At 56.7% G+C, this 17990-nt stretch carries 16 protein-coding genes; 6 read left to right on the top strand and 10 right to left on the bottom strand.

Annotated elements, in window-relative coordinates:
- Nucleotides 1-968: 968 nt before the first annotated feature.
- The gene (locus HYH07_RS05800; protein ID WP_220001582.1) at nt 969-1196 is read left to right on the top strand and encodes a PilZ domain-containing protein; all 228 of its coding nucleotides are present in this window, start codon (nt 969-971) and stop codon (nt 1194-1196) included.
- 308 nt (nt 1197-1504) lie between these two features.
- Here the strand turns inward: HYH07_RS05800 and HYH07_RS05805 are convergent, their stop codons facing one another.
- Nucleotides 1505-2797, bottom strand: coding sequence for a glycosyltransferase family 4 protein (locus tag HYH07_RS05805; RefSeq protein ID WP_220001583.1), 1293 nt, complete (start codon nt 2795-2797; stop codon nt 1505-1507).
- 16 nt (nt 2798-2813) lie between these two features.
- On the bottom strand, nt 2814-3713 hold the full coding sequence (locus HYH07_RS05810) for a GNAT family N-acetyltransferase (RefSeq protein ID WP_220001584.1): 900 nt from the start codon (nt 3711-3713) through the stop codon (nt 2814-2816).
- 114 nt (nt 3714-3827) lie between these two features.
- Here HYH07_RS05810 and HYH07_RS05815 point away from each other — a divergent pair, with 114 nt between their 5' ends.
- Nucleotides 3828-4118 (top strand): hypothetical protein, encoded by a 291-nt coding sequence (locus tag HYH07_RS05815; RefSeq protein WP_220001585.1) that lies wholly within the window; start codon nt 3828-3830, stop codon nt 4116-4118.
- Nucleotides 4119-4297: 179 nt separating this feature from the next.
- Entirely contained in the window at nt 4298-5071 is a 774-nt protein-coding gene (locus HYH07_RS05820; RefSeq protein ID WP_220001586.1) for a class I SAM-dependent methyltransferase, read from the top strand.
- On the opposite strand, the gene HYH07_RS05825 is transcribed toward HYH07_RS05820, so the two are convergent.
- The 4 genes from HYH07_RS05825 to HYH07_RS05840 all read right to left on the bottom strand — a co-directional run bounded on the left by HYH07_RS05825 (nt 5006) and on the right by HYH07_RS05840 (nt 9170).
- Complete coding sequence (locus tag HYH07_RS05825) at nt 5006-6058, bottom strand: right-handed parallel beta-helix repeat-containing protein (protein ID WP_220001587.1); 1053 nt, start codon at nt 6056-6058, stop codon at nt 5006-5008. The two genes, HYH07_RS05820 and HYH07_RS05825, sit on opposite strands and share 66 nt — an antisense overlap.
- A gap of 236 nt (nt 6059-6294) precedes the next feature.
- Nucleotides 6295-7239 (bottom strand): bifunctional 2-polyprenyl-6-hydroxyphenol methylase/3-demethylubiquinol 3-O-methyltransferase UbiG, encoded by a 945-nt coding sequence (locus HYH07_RS05830; protein ID WP_220001588.1) that lies wholly within the window; start codon nt 7237-7239, stop codon nt 6295-6297.
- A gap of 66 nt (nt 7240-7305) precedes the next feature.
- Nucleotides 7306-8379, bottom strand: a complete 1074-nt coding sequence (locus HYH07_RS05835) for a hypothetical protein (RefSeq protein ID WP_220001589.1) — start codon at nt 8377-8379, stop codon at nt 7306-7308.
- Complete coding sequence (locus tag HYH07_RS05840) at nt 8376-9170, bottom strand: glycosyltransferase family 2 protein (RefSeq protein WP_220001590.1); 795 nt, start codon at nt 9168-9170, stop codon at nt 8376-8378. Before HYH07_RS05840 ends, HYH07_RS05835 begins: the two co-directional genes overlap by 4 nt.
- Nucleotides 9171-9321: 151 nt before the next feature.
- Here HYH07_RS05840 and HYH07_RS05845 point away from each other — a divergent pair, with 151 nt between their 5' ends.
- Entirely contained in the window at nt 9322-10626 is a 1305-nt protein-coding gene (locus HYH07_RS05845; protein WP_220001591.1) for an O-antigen ligase, read from the top strand.
- A gap of 135 nt (nt 10627-10761) precedes the next feature.
- On the opposite strand, the gene HYH07_RS05850 is transcribed toward HYH07_RS05845, so the two are convergent.
- From HYH07_RS05850 to HYH07_RS05860, 3 genes are read right to left on the bottom strand one after another with little or no spacing between them, the layout of a single operon-like run.
- The gene (locus tag HYH07_RS05850) at nt 10762-11595 is read right to left on the bottom strand and encodes a TylF/MycF/NovP-related O-methyltransferase (RefSeq protein WP_220001592.1); all 834 of its coding nucleotides are present in this window, start codon (nt 11593-11595) and stop codon (nt 10762-10764) included.
- 39 nt (nt 11596-11634) lie between these two features.
- Nucleotides 11635-13155 carry a hypothetical protein gene (locus HYH07_RS05855; protein ID WP_220001593.1) on the bottom strand — a complete coding sequence of 507 codons (1521 nt, stop codon included), beginning with the start codon at nt 13153-13155 and terminating at the stop codon, nt 11635-11637.
- Between the two features lie 51 nt (nt 13156-13206).
- Nucleotides 13207-14040, bottom strand: a complete 834-nt coding sequence (locus HYH07_RS05860) for a class I SAM-dependent methyltransferase (RefSeq protein WP_220001594.1) — start codon at nt 14038-14040, stop codon at nt 13207-13209.
- Between the two features lie 328 nt (nt 14041-14368).
- Between HYH07_RS05860 and HYH07_RS05865 the strand changes: the two genes are divergently transcribed.
- Together HYH07_RS05865 and HYH07_RS05870 are read left to right on the top strand one after the other, a co-directional pair.
- Nucleotides 14369-15811, top strand: coding sequence for an oligosaccharide flippase family protein (locus HYH07_RS05865; RefSeq protein WP_220001595.1), 1443 nt, complete (start codon nt 14369-14371; stop codon nt 15809-15811).
- Between the two features lie 174 nt (nt 15812-15985).
- Nucleotides 15986-17026, top strand: a complete 1041-nt coding sequence (locus HYH07_RS05870) for a glycosyltransferase family 2 protein (RefSeq protein WP_312016646.1) — start codon at nt 15986-15988, stop codon at nt 17024-17026.
- 23 nt (nt 17027-17049) lie between these two features.
- Here the strand turns inward: HYH07_RS05870 and HYH07_RS05875 are convergent, their stop codons facing one another.
- Nucleotides 17050-17928 (bottom strand): polysaccharide deacetylase family protein, encoded by an 879-nt coding sequence (locus HYH07_RS05875; protein WP_312016647.1) that lies wholly within the window; start codon nt 17926-17928, stop codon nt 17050-17052.
- Nucleotides 17929-17990: the final 62 nt, after the last annotated feature.

Consider the following 17990-nt stretch of genomic DNA (forward strand, 5'->3'; position numbering starts at 1 on the left):
ACCACGTCAGGACCGGCGGGCAGACTATTGCGCCGGCACCGCGGGCTTTTTTTGGACGACATCGGGGCTGTGCTAGGGTGATGTTTTGGTAGGCACGTCACACCAGAAAATTAAATTATCAAAACGCCGAATACTGGCTCACCGCCACCAGACAATGGCTCACAGTTCAATTTGAAATACCGTATGAATCCGGGGATCGAGATTGTGACTCACAATGAAATTTCCGAGAAAGATCCGCATCATCAACCAGATCGGATTCGACCTGTCGCAATCTGGATTCATTTAATCTTGCTTCGCAGGCGTCTGCTTCTAAAACGCAAGAGTAAAACCTGTTCAGATGAAATAGAGCGAACACGAGCCGCCACAATTTGTTGCGATTGCGCCACCGTTTCTAACCGGAGATCCGCCCAGATGCTGCTGAGATACTCATGGGCGTGACGGCCGGTCGAATCGACAACGAGTCAAGCAGCGACCGATTGCTTCACACTAGGCACGCGACCCGCCGGCTGCGGGCGCACGTTCCTTTAGTATGCAAATGAACAGCTCAAATGAACTGCCGCTCGCGGGCGCAACGTGGTCGCGTCGCTACGACTGCTATCCGCCCCCCATTATCAGAAGGGGAACAAAGCCCCGGACGGTTTAATTTTAAAAATCCATCTATTTGATTCTATCTCCAGTTAAAGGTCCGGGCTCGTCGATCGAGAAGCACATGGCGACCCGGAAGCAACCTGAATGTCTTTATTCTCAATAGCTTGCGTCAACCACTTGGCGAACCCAAATGGAGAACTGGCACGTCGGAACGCCACCGAATATCGCGATACCTACATTTATTGCCACAAATTAAACAATTAATTATTTAACCGGAACCGTGGACGTGTTATTATTCTTCGATCTCCCGAGCTGCGGAGCCGGGCCATTCCGTGCGCTACTCCCAGCAACAGCCGGAGTCTCACAATTAGGAGCACGTCATGAATGAGAACAAACCCCGATCGGCACATCCGGGCTTGATTAGCTTTGGACGCTCGCAGACGGAGTGCAACATCCGGAGCATTTCTCCGTTTGGTGCAGCCCTCGACTGTCGTGAAGCTCGCAGCGTTCCGGAGGAATTTGCGCTCACTCTGCTTCCGGAAGGCGAGCGGAGGCGCTGCGCGGTGGTCTGGCGCAAGGAAACTCGAATTGCCGTCGCGTTCTACTAGAATTTCTTTCCGGCCTCAGGGCACGACGAAGAAATGGCGGCCGAAACGAGAAGCACTTCGCCCAATAGACGACTGAAGGGGTCACATCCGGGTAGCCTTTTCGAGGGTGCAACACGATGACAGAGCGCCAAAGTAATGAGCAGGAGTTGCAAATCGCGCGTTACCGCATCCTAGAGCGCGAGGTCACAGATCCACTTGCAGCACATCTGCTGCACGACATTGTCTCAGATCTGGAAGCCAATCTGCGGAAGATCGCGAAAACAGCCGAAGCAGTGAGAGCAGCGGACGACGCCGGACCGGGGCTTGACCTACGACCTTTCAGCCCCCGATTGTGAAGTCGCGCGGAGGGCGTCAAATATCAGTTGCCGCCGGGCGGCTGCCACCTGCTCCCAACTGTATAATCGCGCACGCTCGAAGGCAGCATTTGACATACGCCGCCTCAATACCGCGTCCGCGGCCAACTTACGAAGTGTCGCACACCAGCCTGCTGCATCGTAGGGATCGATTACAAATCCTTCGCAGTCGTGCCGCACGATCCTGCCAGCCCCCATCGGAGATGTTACCGTCGGCAGCCCACAACCGCACGCCTCGTAGATCACCAGAGGGCTTCCCTCTTCCAGAGATGGAAACAGGAACATATCGGCAGACTTGTAGAGTGCACCAACATCTTTGGAGTAGTCGAGAACAACGATGTCATCCCTTCCGAACAGGAGCCCATATTTTTCCTTGATGATCGGCTCCAGTTCACCGGCCAGCACCAGGCGCCCCTTGATGCCGCTTTGCTGCCAGTAGTCCAACAGTAAATGAGCACCTTTACGCACACAGATCGCGCCTACGAAAAGAGCCGTGATGCCTTCGGCTGGCGCGAGAGGCCTTTGCGGTCCTGCGAACCGCTCGGGATCCCATCCATAGGTGGTGTCCAGCAGCTTGCGTGCCGGAATACCATTCTCGAGCAATGAGCTTCGCACCAAAGGGCTCGGACAGAAAACATAGTCCACCGCGTCCAAGACGCGCCTCTCGCCTTCGACAGTCTCAGCCGTGATCTTGTGTGCTGGTTCAACACCAAGGCGCCCATATGCTTGGTCCAGAATCCTTTTGGCCGTAGCCGTGTGGCAATTGAACTGCTCTCGAAAAACAGTCACGCCTCGCCGCTTCAGCTCATGGATTGTCCCAAGCGACGCATCAGGCCAAAGGTTAGCCGCGAGCTTTCGCAATCGGCGCTGTTCAAAACATGAAAGGAAGTCCTGCTCGATCCTGTGACCCGCATAGCCGCGAATCCAACGGTAAGGCAGATGTCGAGCCCAGCGCGGCAAAGTCTCGATCACCTTAATTGAAGGCAGCGCGAGCTCGTTACGGGATGTGACGACCGTGACTTCGATCCGCTCGTCCGCCATCCAGCGGGCAAGGGAGCTGCATGTATAGCCAACGCCCATCCCGTTCAGAGGGAGCGGGATCAACACACCCAATGCGGCCGCATCGCCAAGGTCGTGCTTATCATGTGGTGGCGGCGCCGGGCTTGCCCGACTTAGGGCGGAATCAGCCGCTTCGCTGTTGCGCGCCTCGCGGGGCAATTCGAACTTCTGGCCCAGGGTAGAATGCACCGATGTCTCCGCCCCCTCACTCATCGCTCATCACCCGGGCGCGCCACCTCCGTTTCAACGTCGAGAGCCAGGGTGTGAAGCGCAGTGCCTCCTTCATCCACCGGTTCGCCATCGCGACAGACAAACGTAGCGCATTAGTCGAAACGGACCTCAACCGCGGACTGAAGACGAGAACCGTCGATTCCTGCCAATGACGAGTGGCCAATCGTGCCTTATACGGGGCATCGCCGATGCCGAAATCGACAAGTCGCACGGGAGCATGACTGGGACCGTCATGCAGTTTCTCCATCACGACCAACATCAGATACATTCCGGGAGCATACTTCGTATATGCCGGATCAAATGATAGGTACTCACTAAGGAAAACACCGTTGCGCAGGGAACCGATCCAGAAAGCCACCGGGTCGCCGTTGAGGTAGAGAACATATCCCTGTAACCAGCCCCTTTCAGCTTCGAACCGCAGACGATTGCGAATGACCGGAGTATCCGAGAAGCCTACGTGAAGGCCCCTCTGATAAGACCTGCAGGCGACCGTCTCGGCGTCACGCATCAGCCGATCGACCTCGGTCGGCCGGGTAAAGATCTCGATCAACGGCTCGCCAAAGCTGCTTCTCAGGTTTCGCTCGCGCTTTCGCTGCTGGTATCGCTCGTTCTGAGAAAGGCTGCGCAAGAATGGGCCGGCTTCCGGCAAAAGCTCGCGTACGCGCCTCGCCTCCGGCCTGACCGTGTGGTCCGAACACCACCACGACGGCAGAGTTCGAGCGTACCGAGCGACGGAGCAAGCAAGATCAGGCGAATGCAAGGACGCTACGTCGGCCTCTCCCGCCGCGAGCGAGCCAATTAAACCTTCCACGAGGAGCTTGGCGTTGATTTCGGAGAGTGCTCCCAACCAGCCGCCATGCACGATTTGAATCATCCGAACGGTCGGACTAGGGAGCGGGAGATATCCGAGCCGCAGGGGTAAGCGAACCCGTTCAAGTCGGCCCACGAGAAGAGCTTTTGGAGCGCCGCCCTCGTAGAGAACCAAGACATGTGGCCGCTCGACCTCAGGATAGATGTCGGAAATGAACAAGAAAAACTCGAGATCGGCGTCTCGCGGTGGATTGCATGCGTTCCAAAACTTCCGAAGCGCTTCGATTTCCAGCCGGGTTCGGAGAATCTCGATGTGGCGCGGCGCAGCCTCGTCCGTTCTTACAGCCGTAGTTCGCATGGATTCCGCGTGCAGGACGCGGTCGTTGGCCGCGTCTTTAGAAACACGGTTCCCCGAACTCGGACCCTGGGCGACGTAACCGGCCCGGTCGACCCCCCTGTATCCCGCTGAGACCATGTTAGCTCGCACAATGGCTGAAATCCTGGCTTCAAATTAAACAACATATTCCGCGGAGATTAAAGCGGGTCGCATTATTTTAATTAATAATTTACCTGCTATATTTGTGTCGGTGCCTGCAAGCCCCGGCAACCCGCCAGGACCGCCCTCTATCCCAGCACGCGAGTTGTAACATGTCTGAGGAGACCAGCGGACGCAGCCAGCTCAGAACACTGCTGCGGTTTGGTATGCAGAAGCTCCGTCAGGACGGCTTCGCGTCGTTCGTGAAGGGCGGCATCGAGCATGTGCGACGCCTCTCCATTCCCAAGCAAGCGCAAAGCGCTTTCGATCGTCGTTACGGAACCGATACCGCTGGGACGATTCCTCTTTGGAAACTGCAGATCCGGAGCCCTCATCATGCGGAAGGAGTGCGGTATCAGGCATCCGACCCGGATTTCGTGCGGAGAGCCATCGAAATCCTGCAGATCCCACTCGAACGCTTTGTGTACATCGACGTAGGCTCCGGCAAGGGTCTGACCTTGCTCGTGGCCTCGGAATACCCGTTTCGGCGCGTGCTGGGAATCGAGTTCGCCGCCGAACTGAACGCGATTGCGGCCGAAAATATAAGCAGACTCATGGCGCCCAGATGTCAGGACATATCCTCAGTCCTTGCCGACGCCGCATCCTATCGATTTCCGACCGAGGACACTGTGCTCTTCCTCTATAATCCATTCGGAAAGGACGTCCTCAAGCGCATGCTCGACAATTTAAGAAGCGTGCTCGAGCAGAACGACCACGAACTCTACATCGTTTATAGCAATCCGATCTTTTCCCAGATACTCGACCAATCTGGTTTCCTCGAACGATTGGACCTACCAATCGGGGCGGCGGTCTACAGACACTCACCGACGCACGGCGTCCTGCAGCACGACACCCGTACGCATATTCACGTTGTTGGTGAAGATTGATTTCGGGTTGGAGTCGTTCGGCGTTCCGGTATTGCGCGAAGGATAGGCAAATCCGTAACCTCGAGGATCGAAATAGTTGTCATGAACCGTGAACGTTGTTCTGATTGATGACAGGTCCACCGACACGAAGTAACTGACTGTTCCGATCATCGTATTGTGGCCGATTTCACCTTCCGCGACGTACTCGGTCATTAGGCCTTGCGTGGCGCCGCGACTCTGCAGCGTCGTATTGTAGTTGATGGCGACGGTGAACGGACCGCCTTCGAGCTGCGTGTAGTCACCGTGTGTCCCCGGACTCAAGCCGCCATTCTCGATGAGATTGTGCTCGATGACGATAGAACCAGTACCGCCGATCTGCTGAATCATGTCGCCGCCGGAATTCTTCAGCCAGGAGTATTCGATGGTGAGGTCGACCCCACTATATGCGACCATTGTTCCCCAAGGAGGAGGGTCGTGCTCCGCGCCGTCAATCGTGCAATGACTAATATCCAGGTGCGAGGCCTCCGGACTGCCTACGATCGGTAGAAGATCGTTGGAGCCAACGACGAACTTTGAGTTCACGATTCTGCTCCCGGAAGCCTTCACCCGCACCTGCCAGCCGCCGTCAAGCGAGAAGTCATAGCCGTCAAGGGTAACGTTACTGCCGGTCAAGGTGACAATATGATTCCTCTTATCGACTGAGGCACCGTCGAGCGAGATCGTTGCAGGGTCCTTCAAGACGGTCTCCACCGCGTAGCCCACGCAAAAGTCGACACCAGCGACTGGCCAGTCCGGCCGTTTCCTGTATTTGCTCAGGAGAAGCGGATGCTGGTCGGCACAAGCCCCGGGCTCTGGAGGATGATCATCCTTCTGGGCGGAGCCAGTCGGCCCGGCTTGGATGCCCGTCGCAATTCCGGTCGTCGTTCCGCGTTCAGCATCAGGTCGAGCGACTGGCTTCGCATCCCGCGCATCACAGCGATCTGGAAGGGCAATGATCAATCCGGCCAAGAGCGCTCCGGCCCACAAATTGGCCTGTTGGTGCCGCCAGGATCGGCTCCGGCGCGTCCTCCGTTCCTCCGGCGCCAGCAGCCGTGGGCGTGAGCCTGAGCCGAACCGCGCAAGTTCGCGCCTGGACTTGCCGTCAAGTGGTCCGCCACGGTCGGTCGAGCCGAGTTCACGCGAACCGGCGGCCTGCATGAGGAGGCCGGATTTGGTGATGCCGACCCGCGTTCTCCTTCCCGCCATCAATGCGCTTCCACGGCCGCGCCGTATGCCTCGGAGCCGGCTCGAGAACTGCCATCCCTCTTGAATCTTGCTGGATCGACATTGTCCGGGTCCAGCAGGATGCGATCGGCTCTGTACTGCTGTCGTACCTCAAAGGCCAAAGCGAGCTGCGACGCCATTTTGTAAGCGTACGGGTTGACTACTCCGTGCAGCACTTTCTTCCACGTCGAGATATGCTCGGGATTCCAACGGGTCCAATTGCCCGTATCGAACCTCGCCCAGGTATCATCATAATCGGACTGGACCACGTGCAATTTATCCGCGCAGCTTACTTTGGTGGAGAGGACCACCAAGCTCATTTGACTTGCAAACGGGAGCTGGTTCCTGCGCTTGAGACGGGCTGGTTGTTCGATGAGATGCCACAGCTTCGGACGAGACGTATTGACCAGAAAAACGCATGTGTTCCGGAAGCCGTTCCGTTCGCTGAAGACGCTATAGAAGAATTCCGGAGAATACTGAAACAAGCCATGTGACGGAAACCCGTTCGCGTTGGTAGCGATCAGGACCTGGCCACCAGGCTTGACCAACTTGACGATGTTATCGATCACTTGTGCTACATTGAAAATATGCTCGATTGAGCCGAAATCCAGGAACGCATCGAATTGATTGTGCAGCGTTTCCGGAACTGGCAGATTGAAATCGTGAACCAGCGATGCACCTTCGAAGCCGGACGCATCGATGGAGGTGATGTCTTCGGCACCCAGCTTTTTGAGAAGAGGTTCGCAGAACGAACCTACCGCGAGCGACTGGTCATATTCGAAGCCGAAACCCTTCCGCACGGTATCGAATTCCTGCTTCCAGAAATGGATCTCGTGCCGGCCCAATGTTGCGGTCTTTCGAAAATTGAATTTGTAGACGCGATTTGCGAAGTTTAAGGCCCTGAGACCAGTCAAGTCGATTCCCACGATCCACCTCCTCCACCTTGTGGACAAGCTTGCTCCGGCAAGCCCGCCGCCGGCGCCAACTTTCGATCAGCAAGTCGATCCTGCCCTGCTGCTGGCTTTGCTAAATCCGGAGCGCGCGTAGAACACTTGTCTCCGCACACCGCGGGTTACACGGAGCGCTCCCCGCATGAGCGAACACAGGCCCGACGGCGGCAACTCTATCGGGCCCTGCGGTTCGAGCCAGGCGCGCACCCGATCATGGTCCGGTCCCAGGCTATCGAGGAGCTTCCCCCAGAGCGCACGACCCATCGAATCGTGAAAATGGAGAACACTCACGTCGGCGACTTTGGAGGGTTCGTAGTTGTCGGGCAAAGCACCACAAACAGGGAAGTTGCTTGAGGCCGGTAGCATCTTCCAGCTTAGACCGCGCTCGATGACTGTTAAGCCGAGCATCACCTGGTCCAGGAAATGCACTTGGGAATGCGTCCTTGCCACCTTCAACTCCAAGAACTTCTTGCAGTTGGCAAGATACGCGCGACCAAAGCCGGTTGCGCGGCGATAAACAAACACGCCGGAGTTCACGTAGAACCGAATGAGGCGCCCGTCGCTGGTGCGCAACCACGGCAAATCGTCAAGCCTCTTGCCTACGAGCGCCGCGGATCGTCCCCAGAACGAGTCGTTAGTATCTCCCGCTCCAGCCGACCCGATCACGCCTGCGTCCGGAGCAGCCGCGATGAAATCGACCCCATCCGGCAACTCAAGTTCATTCGGCTCACGCAAGAAGAGAATGTCACTGTCGAGCCAGGCGATTGCATTGCTCCGGGTGCGTGCCTCGACAGCCGCGAGCGCTTCCGGCTTGTTCATGTAGTGGTGCCAAGCGTACGGATCCCTCGGATGCACGCGCAAGTGATCAATCCCCAATTCCGCCATACGGCGGCGCGTCGTCGGTGCGAGAGGCGGGGTGAAGCGAGGGGTTACAGCAACCACGTCCAGACTCGCAAAGCGGCCGCCAAATCGGCGCAAGCTCTCGACCATTCGCAGCGTGAGCGGCTCCAATAACCCCGATTCGATGCACACCACGATGGTCATCGACGGGGGCGCAGCGGCGGCGACCGGGCTGCCAGTCGACTGCAACGCAATCGTTCCAGAGAGATCGTTCAAACGCGATCCTCCAGCGTCTTGGCAAATCCGAGTTGTCTCGCGACCAACTCGGGCGATTCAACCATGGGACGCAATGTGGAGGCCCGAAAAATGGCCTTGTATCTCAGGCGCAGGCGGCGCAACAGCAGCGGCCAAGGATTGGTCGTCAGCCGAACGATGACCGTCGGCAACGGAAGCAGTGCTCTCCATTTGCGAACCATAAAGCGATAGGCGGCAATATAGGTTTTGTCCAAGCGAACGCCGGCCTTGCTGTTGTGAATGACCGGCAGATCGACGACGTAGGACTTCATGCCGGCTCGATGTGCTTCAAGCACGATATCGGTCCCGTAGAGATGGAACGACGGCAATGCCGGATCAAAGATGATCCCTGACGCGCGGCGTACGATCAAGACCACTTCGTCGAGACTGGTTACGATTCGGGGGGAGCTGAACGATCCCCCGCATACGGCACCCAGCCCGGCATCCCAGAGGTGTCCGACGAATTCGCCCTCGTTTGTCATGCCGCATAGACCGGCTACGGCCCAAGATGGATCGGCTAAACTCAGCCGCTCGCAGACGGATTCCAGTCTGGAGAACCAGCCCTCTGGAAAATAGACGTCCTGATGGGCGAAAACGACAATCTCCGCACGAGCTGCTTGAATGGCCTCGCGATAAGCAACTGACGCGGCCTTCGCGCCCCATATCACCGAAAGTGGCACCCGGCATTTGGCCACGTCCGGCGACGACTTCAGATTTCGCGTCAAGATAGCATTGTTGTTTGCGACACAGCAGATCTGTACGGACCACGCCATTGCGACCTCAAGCTCGACCTCAGCCCGATCAGAGATTTAATTTCCACAATAAATAAAAATGTATTATATAATAAAATAAAGATCAACGGTCGTTTTTTTAAAATCGGTATTTGAGGAGGCTTGCAGATTGTCAGCCCGGAGCATCAGTAGGGTGCAGTTCGATCGTCATTTTTCGCCTGATGCTCAGGCTGCCATTCCGGTTGCGCCGAACAGCCCGAACAGCTTCGCCATCTGGGCTGTCGTGATAGGCCTTGCCGTTCACTCAAACATGACTTTCTTCCTAGCGGGCGCAAAGTTCACAATCGCTCGGCTGGTGATCGCGCTGCTGGTGTTCCCCGCAGCGGTCGAACTGTTGCAAAGAGGCCGGCATCGGGGCGCACCTGATATAATTACATGTGCGTTTTGTGCCTGGCTGTTGATCGCCGTATCCCAGACGGACCAGTCATGGTCGTCGACGGCCGCGCTGATAACCGAATTCGGGGGCGGCTACCTGGTGGCGCGGTCCTATATCTTTGGCCGTCCAGCGCTGGAAACATTTATTCGAGCGCTCAAACTCATTTGCATCGTTTTAATCGCCCTCGCAAGCATCGAGCAATTGAGCCAGACTCACGTGGGCTTTGTGCTGTTTGGCTTACCCATTCCGGGATATGAATACCGATACGGCTGGCTGCGCGCATTTTCGACATTTCCTCATCCGATCTTATTCGGCACGTTCTGCGCTGCGGCCGGGGCCATCTTCTTGTACTCCGAACGCACGTCCCTTGGTAGAGTTTGCTATGGCAGCCTGTGTTTCTTTGGATGCCTGCTCGCAATGTCGTCCGCACCGCTAATCGCTTTCTTGATCGCGATCTTTGTCCGGCTCTACGATGGGCTCCTCCATGGCATCCGCTGCCGATGGCAGGTTCTAACCGCGGCCATGTTCACCCTCCTCTTGGTTGTCTTCTTGGTTGCAAACAGGCCGGTGTCATGGATTGTCGCAAATCTGACGCTCGATCCATCCACCGGCTATTTCCGGGTCGCCACCTGGGACACTGCGTTCTACTATATTGGCCTGTCGCCCTACGTCGGGTACGGATTCGATAGCTACGCGCCCGCAGAGGATTTCTTCGGGAACGTTTCAGTCGATTCCACCTGGCTCGTCATGATCATTCGGTTCGGAATTCCCTCGATAATCCCTCTGCTCCTTGCAAATGTTGCCTCATTCTGGCCTTCGCGGCAGATTTACGCCCGCACTTCGAATGATCCCTACGTCGGTCAGCTTTGCACCGCATTCACCTTGAGCCTCGTCGTGCTCATGTTCGTGGGGCTGACAGTTCATTATTGGAACAATGTTTGGTTGTTTTGGGGACTCTGCATCGGAATCCGCGCCTCTCTTCGGGAGCAGTGCTCCAACGCTCGCCGGCTGACCTTCGATGATGCGAGCGGGCTGCACCACGTTATATCCTCGACCCGCTAATAGTCCCCAACGTTCCAGGGACCTTCTCCGGCCGTGAGCGAATTGGAATCGCGGGATAGATGATGCTTCGGAGGCGTCATCGAGGACGCCTTGTTGCCCCAGCCTGTCGCGCCTGTGGTTGTTACGACGCCGTCATCAGTGGCTGACCCGCCAGAAGACAGCCATGCGATCTATGGGCTCCAGTGGCGCTCTTATGTCTCTCGAGCCACGAAACTCGTCAACAGCCTTCTTGCATTCTGGCCAAGAATGATAGTCATCGATGATCACGAATCCGCGCGGAGACATACGGTCGTACAGGTTAGTCAGAATGTCCATTGTCGATTCATACAGATCCCCATCCGCACGGAGGACAGCAATCCGGTCGATTGGAGCGGTGGGAAGTGTCTGGCCGAACCAACCCTTGAGAAAACGCACGTTCTCATCGAGCAGATCGAAACGCTGAAAATTCGCGCGGACCGCTTCGAGAGATGCCTCGAGGTACTCGGAATTCGAGAGATCGGGCGCACTGGTATCAGCCGAATACTTGTCTGGGTTCGGCTTGGGCATTCCCTGGAAGCTGTCAGCGGCCCAGAGGATACGGTCATTTGCACCGTAACACCTTAAAGCCGCCTTTGCGAAAATTGCGCAACCGCCGCGCCAAACACCACATTCAACGATATCGCCAGGAATATTTTCTTCAACGACCTGCCGGATCGCAGCTTGCACGTTGTCCAGACGTTTCAGGCCCACCATCGTGTAAGCAATGCTGGGCCAATCCTCGCCATATTCTCGCCTTTCTGGATCGAAGCGATTGGCCTTCATGAGCCGAATCCCGTTCCGTCCAGCGAACCTAAGCACCCGGTTACGGAGGGCCGCTTTGGGCGACCGCTCGCCATCCCTTGGCTCCATCAGCTGCCAGGCAGATTCGGGGAATACATAGCCTGTCAGGGTCTTCTTCAGAAGCTCCAAATATGGGTCACGTTGTAACATGTACACTCTCCGTCATTCCTCGCATGGCGCGCAACTCCGCTAAAAGGCTCCCGCGTTCCAGGGATGATCGCTCGGTCGTGAGAGAACGGGAATTGCGGGATGGATTACGGTGCGGTCCGGCCTATCGATTGCACCGAAACTCGTGGTGCTGCAGAGCGCGGGGACAGACGGGCACATCGCCGATAAGTTGAGGGCACGACCGATTGTCGCAGCACTCCCAGAGGCGGGAGCGTAGCCGTTTGCGGTCGTGTAGCCCTCGGCCGCGGCTTTCGCCTTATTTTGAAGGACATTGCCGCCTTGGTCATTAAGATAGCAGCTCGCCGCGGAGCGGCATCCTATGCCAGCGGCAACACTTGAGTATCCGACGAGGTGGTTGTTTCCGAAATAGACCGAGCCGGACCATGAAGGCGTAGTGCTGTTGGCAGCGTTGAAAGTAAGATGGCAGGGCGATTCGAATGTATTGTTGTAGATGTAGGAGGCGGCGACGCCAGCGCCGGCCCTAAAGCCCGGCGGGTTCTGCATCAGGCAGTTAACTGGATTGCCGATATCATAAAAGACATTGTTGAAGACATATAAAATCGATGCTTGCAGCCAAACCGTCACTCCCTCAGCGGTATGCCGAACGACGTTGTTATAGAAATATGTCGTTCCCTGCTCGAGCCCTCCAAGAGATTCCACAACATTGCCGTGAGCAAAATGCCGCTCAACCGGGTTGTACATATACTCAAAGAGATTCTCGTGAACATGGGTCAGGTTCGAACACACAGCTCCGTTGGAGACGTGACGAAAGACATTGCCATGCACCTCATAGCACTCGGCGTAAATCGCAAAACCGCTGGACTTCCCTGGCGTTGTCCCCAAGGACGAATCCGATCCATCAAAGACATTCGATGCAACAACGTTGCCCGTTGTTCCGCTTCCCGCACCCGAAATCATGTAGTGAGTATCGTTGCCGGCATGCGCCGTCATCGTCCAACCGTGAAAGTATGAGTTCGAAACGGTGATGTAGGAGCCGCTGCGAAAAATCGAAGCTCCCCGCGGGGTCCCACCCCAGCACTTTCCTGTAAATTCGAAGCCGTCAAAATCGACGTACCGCACGTTCTCGAGACTTACGCCGGTTATGTCCGAATCGTCGTAGCTGCAGCTTTCCGGCCTCTCCGTACTCGATGGATTGTCCATGTGCAGGATCGGACGCGCCCAGGACGAACCGCTGAACCAGGTGTTGTCCACTCCTATGTAGACGTGATCCGTGGTCATCCCACTCCAGGTCCACATCCAGGGCATTCCGCGAACCTTGCCTACAGACGTATGCCACGTGTCGCGGCCCCGAAAAATGAAGCGATCGCCGGGTTTTGGAGTGGCCGCCGAACAAGCGGCGTTGCAATCCGGCATACCCGGCGCATGCTGCCAGGGATTGTCCTTATCGGTGCCGCCGTTCAGATCGGAGCCCTCGGCGGAGATATAGTAGGTGCTTCCCCGCGCGCTCATCGTCGTGATGGAACTCAGCACGCCCATGAAGCTGATCAGAGCAAGCCTGCTTGCAAGGCCAAATCGGTCCATTATCGGGGTCGCGCAGTTGGTTCTCAGAGCAGGCGACGATAAAGGACGCCCTCACTCAATTGGCTCGTCAACCCGAGCGGTGAAAGGATCGACAAACGACGGCTCGCCAATTTGTATCGAGGATGGCTTGTCTTGCGGCTCCTTCTCGATCACCACCATCGCATTGTAGAAGTGCACCGCATCAACGAACCGATGCGCGTCAGGCAGCCGCTGCGGCCTCGTGTGCCACCATTTGTGCATGTCGTCGACGAGGTCTTTCATCTGCTCCAAAAAGGTCGAGCGGCGGCGCCAACCTCCCTCGTAACGTCCACGCCAGTAGTTGGTCTGCAGGTCCTCGACAATATAGACACCGCGCGCCGAGATCAGCGGGAACAGGGCTTCAAAGCTTGCTCGCTGGTGCGGCACCCAGTGGCTTCCATCGTCGAGTACGATATCGACGCCGCCCATTTCGGCGACCACGGACCGCAGAAATTGCACATCGCTTTGTGAGCCAATTCGCACGTTGATCGAGGGCGGGTCGTCCACGACGGAGCAGCGTGGATCGACATCAATCCCGAAGATGGTGGCGTTCGGTCCGAAGTACTTGCTCCAGATCTGCAGCGATCCGCCATGGCTGACGCCGATTTCGAGGAATTTCACGGAAGTTCCGCGAAATCTTTCCAAATGACGATCGTAAATGCGATGATAGTGATGCCATTTGTGGGCGAGCCGCCCAGTATGACTGTAGAAGAGCTGCTCCATGCTCTCGCCCGAGCCGTGCCGCGGCGACGGGTTTAGGTGCTTCACGTAAGGCCACACGTTCTCCGGCGAGGGAGCAAGATGATCCAACCCGACTCTCGCAAGCGCCTGACGGTAATTGTGGATCACCAGATCCTGTAAGGTCACGTACCCTCCTCCGATCTATTTAATTCAAATATAATTATACCAGTTGAAACTAATGGATCAAGATATTAATATCAAATCGTCATTTAATTCATTGGACCCCGAAGGGGTGGGCATCGTCTGGGCTCATGCGAGAATCAAACTCGAGGCGGGAACCTCCGCGATGCATCCCCATACTGAATCAACTCCGACTAGCACAAGCGCGACTGTGCGACAGCGGCGGGAGCGAGCTCGGATTTAGATTCAGTGGGCAAGTTTTCCTGTTCTTACGCGTGCTGAGAGGAGCGCCTTGGTTGGCAGCTTCTGTTCATCGCACGCAGGTATACGTCTCATGAAACTTGGATTCGAAATCGGCCCATGGACCCGCCGTTTGTCGTTGGCTGCGGCAGCCCCGCTGGTCGGATTCTCATCCCGGTTCTTTCGAACTATCCTGCTGTCTCATTTTCTTGCCCCAGCAGAACTCGGCATAGCGATCGCAATCGCTGTCGTGATTACGACTTCGGAGATGATCTCCGAGGTTGGCTTGAATCATGTGGTGCTTGTCAGATCGGGACCAGAGGCTCGCGAGTTCCTGGCAGCGGCGCATGGGCTACAGCTCCTGCGAGGGCTGGTGATCTCGATCCCTCTCGCCTCGTTTTGCGTTCCGCTGAGCGCGATGTTCGGCGTGCCTCAATTCTGGGGAAGCTTCCTGCTTGCCGCGTTCATTCCATTAGTACGGTCGCTCTATCATTTGGGCGTCTATCAAATCCAGAGGGACTACGAATATCGCCCCCAAGCCCTTTCGGTTTGCGTGAGCAGCATAGCGGGGTTTGCTATCGCGATTCTAGCGGTGTCCTGGGTGCCGGATCATCGGATCATTCTGATATCGTTGGCCGGGGAGGCATTCTTGCTGGTCGTCTTGAGCCATTTGCTTTCTCCCTTTGACTATGAGTGGCGTGCCCCTCCGCGGTTTATTCGGGAGGTGCTTAAGTATGGTTTACCGCTGACCGCGAACGGAATTGCGCTCGCGTTAATAAGCCAGGCGGACCGGCTCCTTGTGGCCGGCAAACTCGGCGTGGAGTCGCTTGCGGTGTACGCGGTCGTGGTCGGTCTCGCACAGACCCCGATATCGCCGATGTTCGAAATTTTTGGCACCCTTGGAATGTCGATGATGGTGCGTAGTCAAGGCACGCCGGAGCGGCAGCTTGCTTCGTTCACCTGGTTGCTGTGGCTCTTTTCGCTTCTTGCCTTCGCTTATGCTGCTGCGGTCGGCCTGACGCTCGATTTCTTGGCCCCGCTCATCTACGGCAACCACTACTCCGTCCCACCATCATGGCGCGTTCTCATCACGGGAATCGTGTTCCTCTCGACGTATCGCGGAGCTCATACCATACTTCTGCTGAGCTTAGGTGAGACGGCGAAACTCGCGTTCGCAAATGCCACCGTCGGCCTCGGCGTCGTTGCTGGCGCGCTCTTGGTTGTAACGCACCCCGCCCCAGAGTCGGTTCTGGCCGGAAGACTGTTCGGCGATATCATTTCCATTGCTGTCTTTCACTGGGTCGCCTTCACGAGCTTAAGATCTTCCGGACGCATCATTCTCCAGTGCATGGTTTTCAGCTTGGCCTCGGTCAGCTTATTCGGCCTTATGATCTGGTCGGCGCCCAATCCAACCTGGACAACGCGCATGTTATTCTCCGCAACCTGTCTGCTGCCCTTGTCCGTGCTGCTCTGGCGCGCATACGTGTCGTGGAGGACGAGACAACGCTCGTTCTTGGCCGGCGCGCTCGCGCCCTAGTCGACGCGGGTTCGTGCCGCATCGATTGAAACAGAGTAAACATTGCGGGTTTCTCCAGAAAGCCCGCGAAAGGAAGGAGCGACGAAATGCGGTCGACGTTACCGGGTCCGTGCAACGGATTTGCGCTGCTGAATGCGGAGACGGTCGGCGTTACAGATACAGTTGGAGTGTCGTGTGATTGACGCAGATCCGTTTCGAGTGGCAATCCTGATCGTCAGCTTTCGCAATCCGGAGGACGTACAAGCCTGTCTAGCCGCCCTCGCCCAGTTGACCGAAGAACCTCGTTTCGACGTCTTCATATGTGAAAATGGCGGCCCCGGCGCATTTCGCGAACTGTGTGAGAGATTGGTGGCCCCTCAGGGGGCCTGCAGGCCGATTTCGGGCGAGTTGGCACAAGATGCCTTGATCACCCCATCGGGACGGTTGGCCGAGGTCAAACTCTTGGCCCTGAAGGGTAGAGGCGCGCGCGTATGGTTGGGCTGCGCTGCGGAGAATCTTGGCTACGCTGGGGGGCTCAACATTTGGATCGACCGGCTGCTATCAAGCGCGGGCTGGGCCGGAATCTGGGTCTTGAATCCGGACTCCGAGCCTCATCCTCGCGCTTTGCAAGCTCTCACAGATCGCGCCGTCGCCGGCCGCAAAGGCATGGTCGGCAGTACCATCGTGTCATCTGCTGACCACAACTACGTCTATTGCCGCGCCGGTCACCGCTGGCGCAAGTTACGAACCAGCCTTGCTTTTATTGGCCTGGGGGAAGAGGCGGGCGCATCGGTGGATCTCAGCTCGATCGAGGGCGATCTGGACTGCATCGCAGGGGGATCAATGTATGTCACGCGAGCCTGTCTCGAAAAAATTGGCAGAATGGACGAGCGATTCTTCCTGTATTACGAGGATGCGGACTGGTCCATGCGCGCCAAGCGATACGGGTTAGGGTATGCGCCGGACTCGATCGTACCTCATAAGGGCGGCACGACGATCGGGTCGGCCCGTCTGCGTGCCGAGAGATCTCGGCTTTCAGTCTACCTCGAAAGCCGGAACAACCTTCATTTCGTTCGCATGCACTGGCATCGGTATTTTCCGTTGGGACTCTTCTTTGGCTGCGCCTACGCAATCACCTATCTCTTTGCCATGTCCTCTAAGAATTTCAGAGCTGCTGCAGAGGGACTATTGGCTGGAATTAGGGGCGAGACAGGCCGGCCAAAATTTCACGGTTGAGTAAAGGTCCTTCAAACAGGGGCTCACCGCGCTTGGACTTCGATTTTTGACACCGGCCTCCGGCAGGCCCATCGGAACGCGTTCATCAAGAGAGAAGCATAGCTAGACCATTCGTACGCGCCATTGAATTTCAGATAGAACTCGATTGGACTGTCCGACGGATCGACCTTCGTGCGTCCGCGCAAGAACTCGGAAGCAGCGGGATCAACTTCCTGAGGTTTGATCGAATACGCGACCTGATAGCCTGCTGCGCGGCACGTCGCCAGGGCGGACGCGTTATAGTCACCATAAGGAAACGAAAACTCGAGAATCTCCCGCCCGCTCAATTCAGCCAATTGCTGGCGCGAGTCGGCGATTTCTGTTCTCGCTCGCTCGGCATCCAATGTGGAAATTGGAGGATGCGTCATGCTGTGAGACCCGAGCGAGACAAGAGAGGCCGGGAGCGCCTTCAAATCGTCCGACGACATCACCAACTCGGAAACCTTGGGTCCAGCAGCGGAGGGGCGTGCCAAGGCGTCTTCCTCCATTGCCCATCCTGGCGTTCGCCCTAACCACCCCACCGGGACGAATATTGTCGCATGAAAGGAATGTTTGACTAGCTCTGGAAGTGCATTTTCAGCAACGCTGGTGAACGCGTCGTCGAACGTTATTGCAACGCATTTCTTTCCCGGAGGGAGTTTCCCCCTGTACGATGTCGGGATCACCCGCGCCGCGCGGTGAAGCGTCTCCATCTGACGCGCAAAGGCAGTCCGCTCTCCAGGGAGGACACCATGATAATACAGGATCGTAAGCCGCTGCGCGCTCGATCGTCCGGCAAGGCGGAGCAAGCACCGCATAATGCTTCGGAGGACGTAGTAAACCAGACTTATAGCAATCTTTAGCTCTCGCTTAGCTCGCGGCATCCTCACTCCGCACCAATGCTCTTCCTGCTATCGTCAATCGCAGCTTCGCTGACCCGATCGTA

Source organism: Bradyrhizobium sp. BR 10261 (genome assembly GCF_019455395.1).
Classification (GTDB): Bacteria; Pseudomonadota; Alphaproteobacteria; order Rhizobiales; family Xanthobacteraceae; genus Bradyrhizobium; species Bradyrhizobium manausense.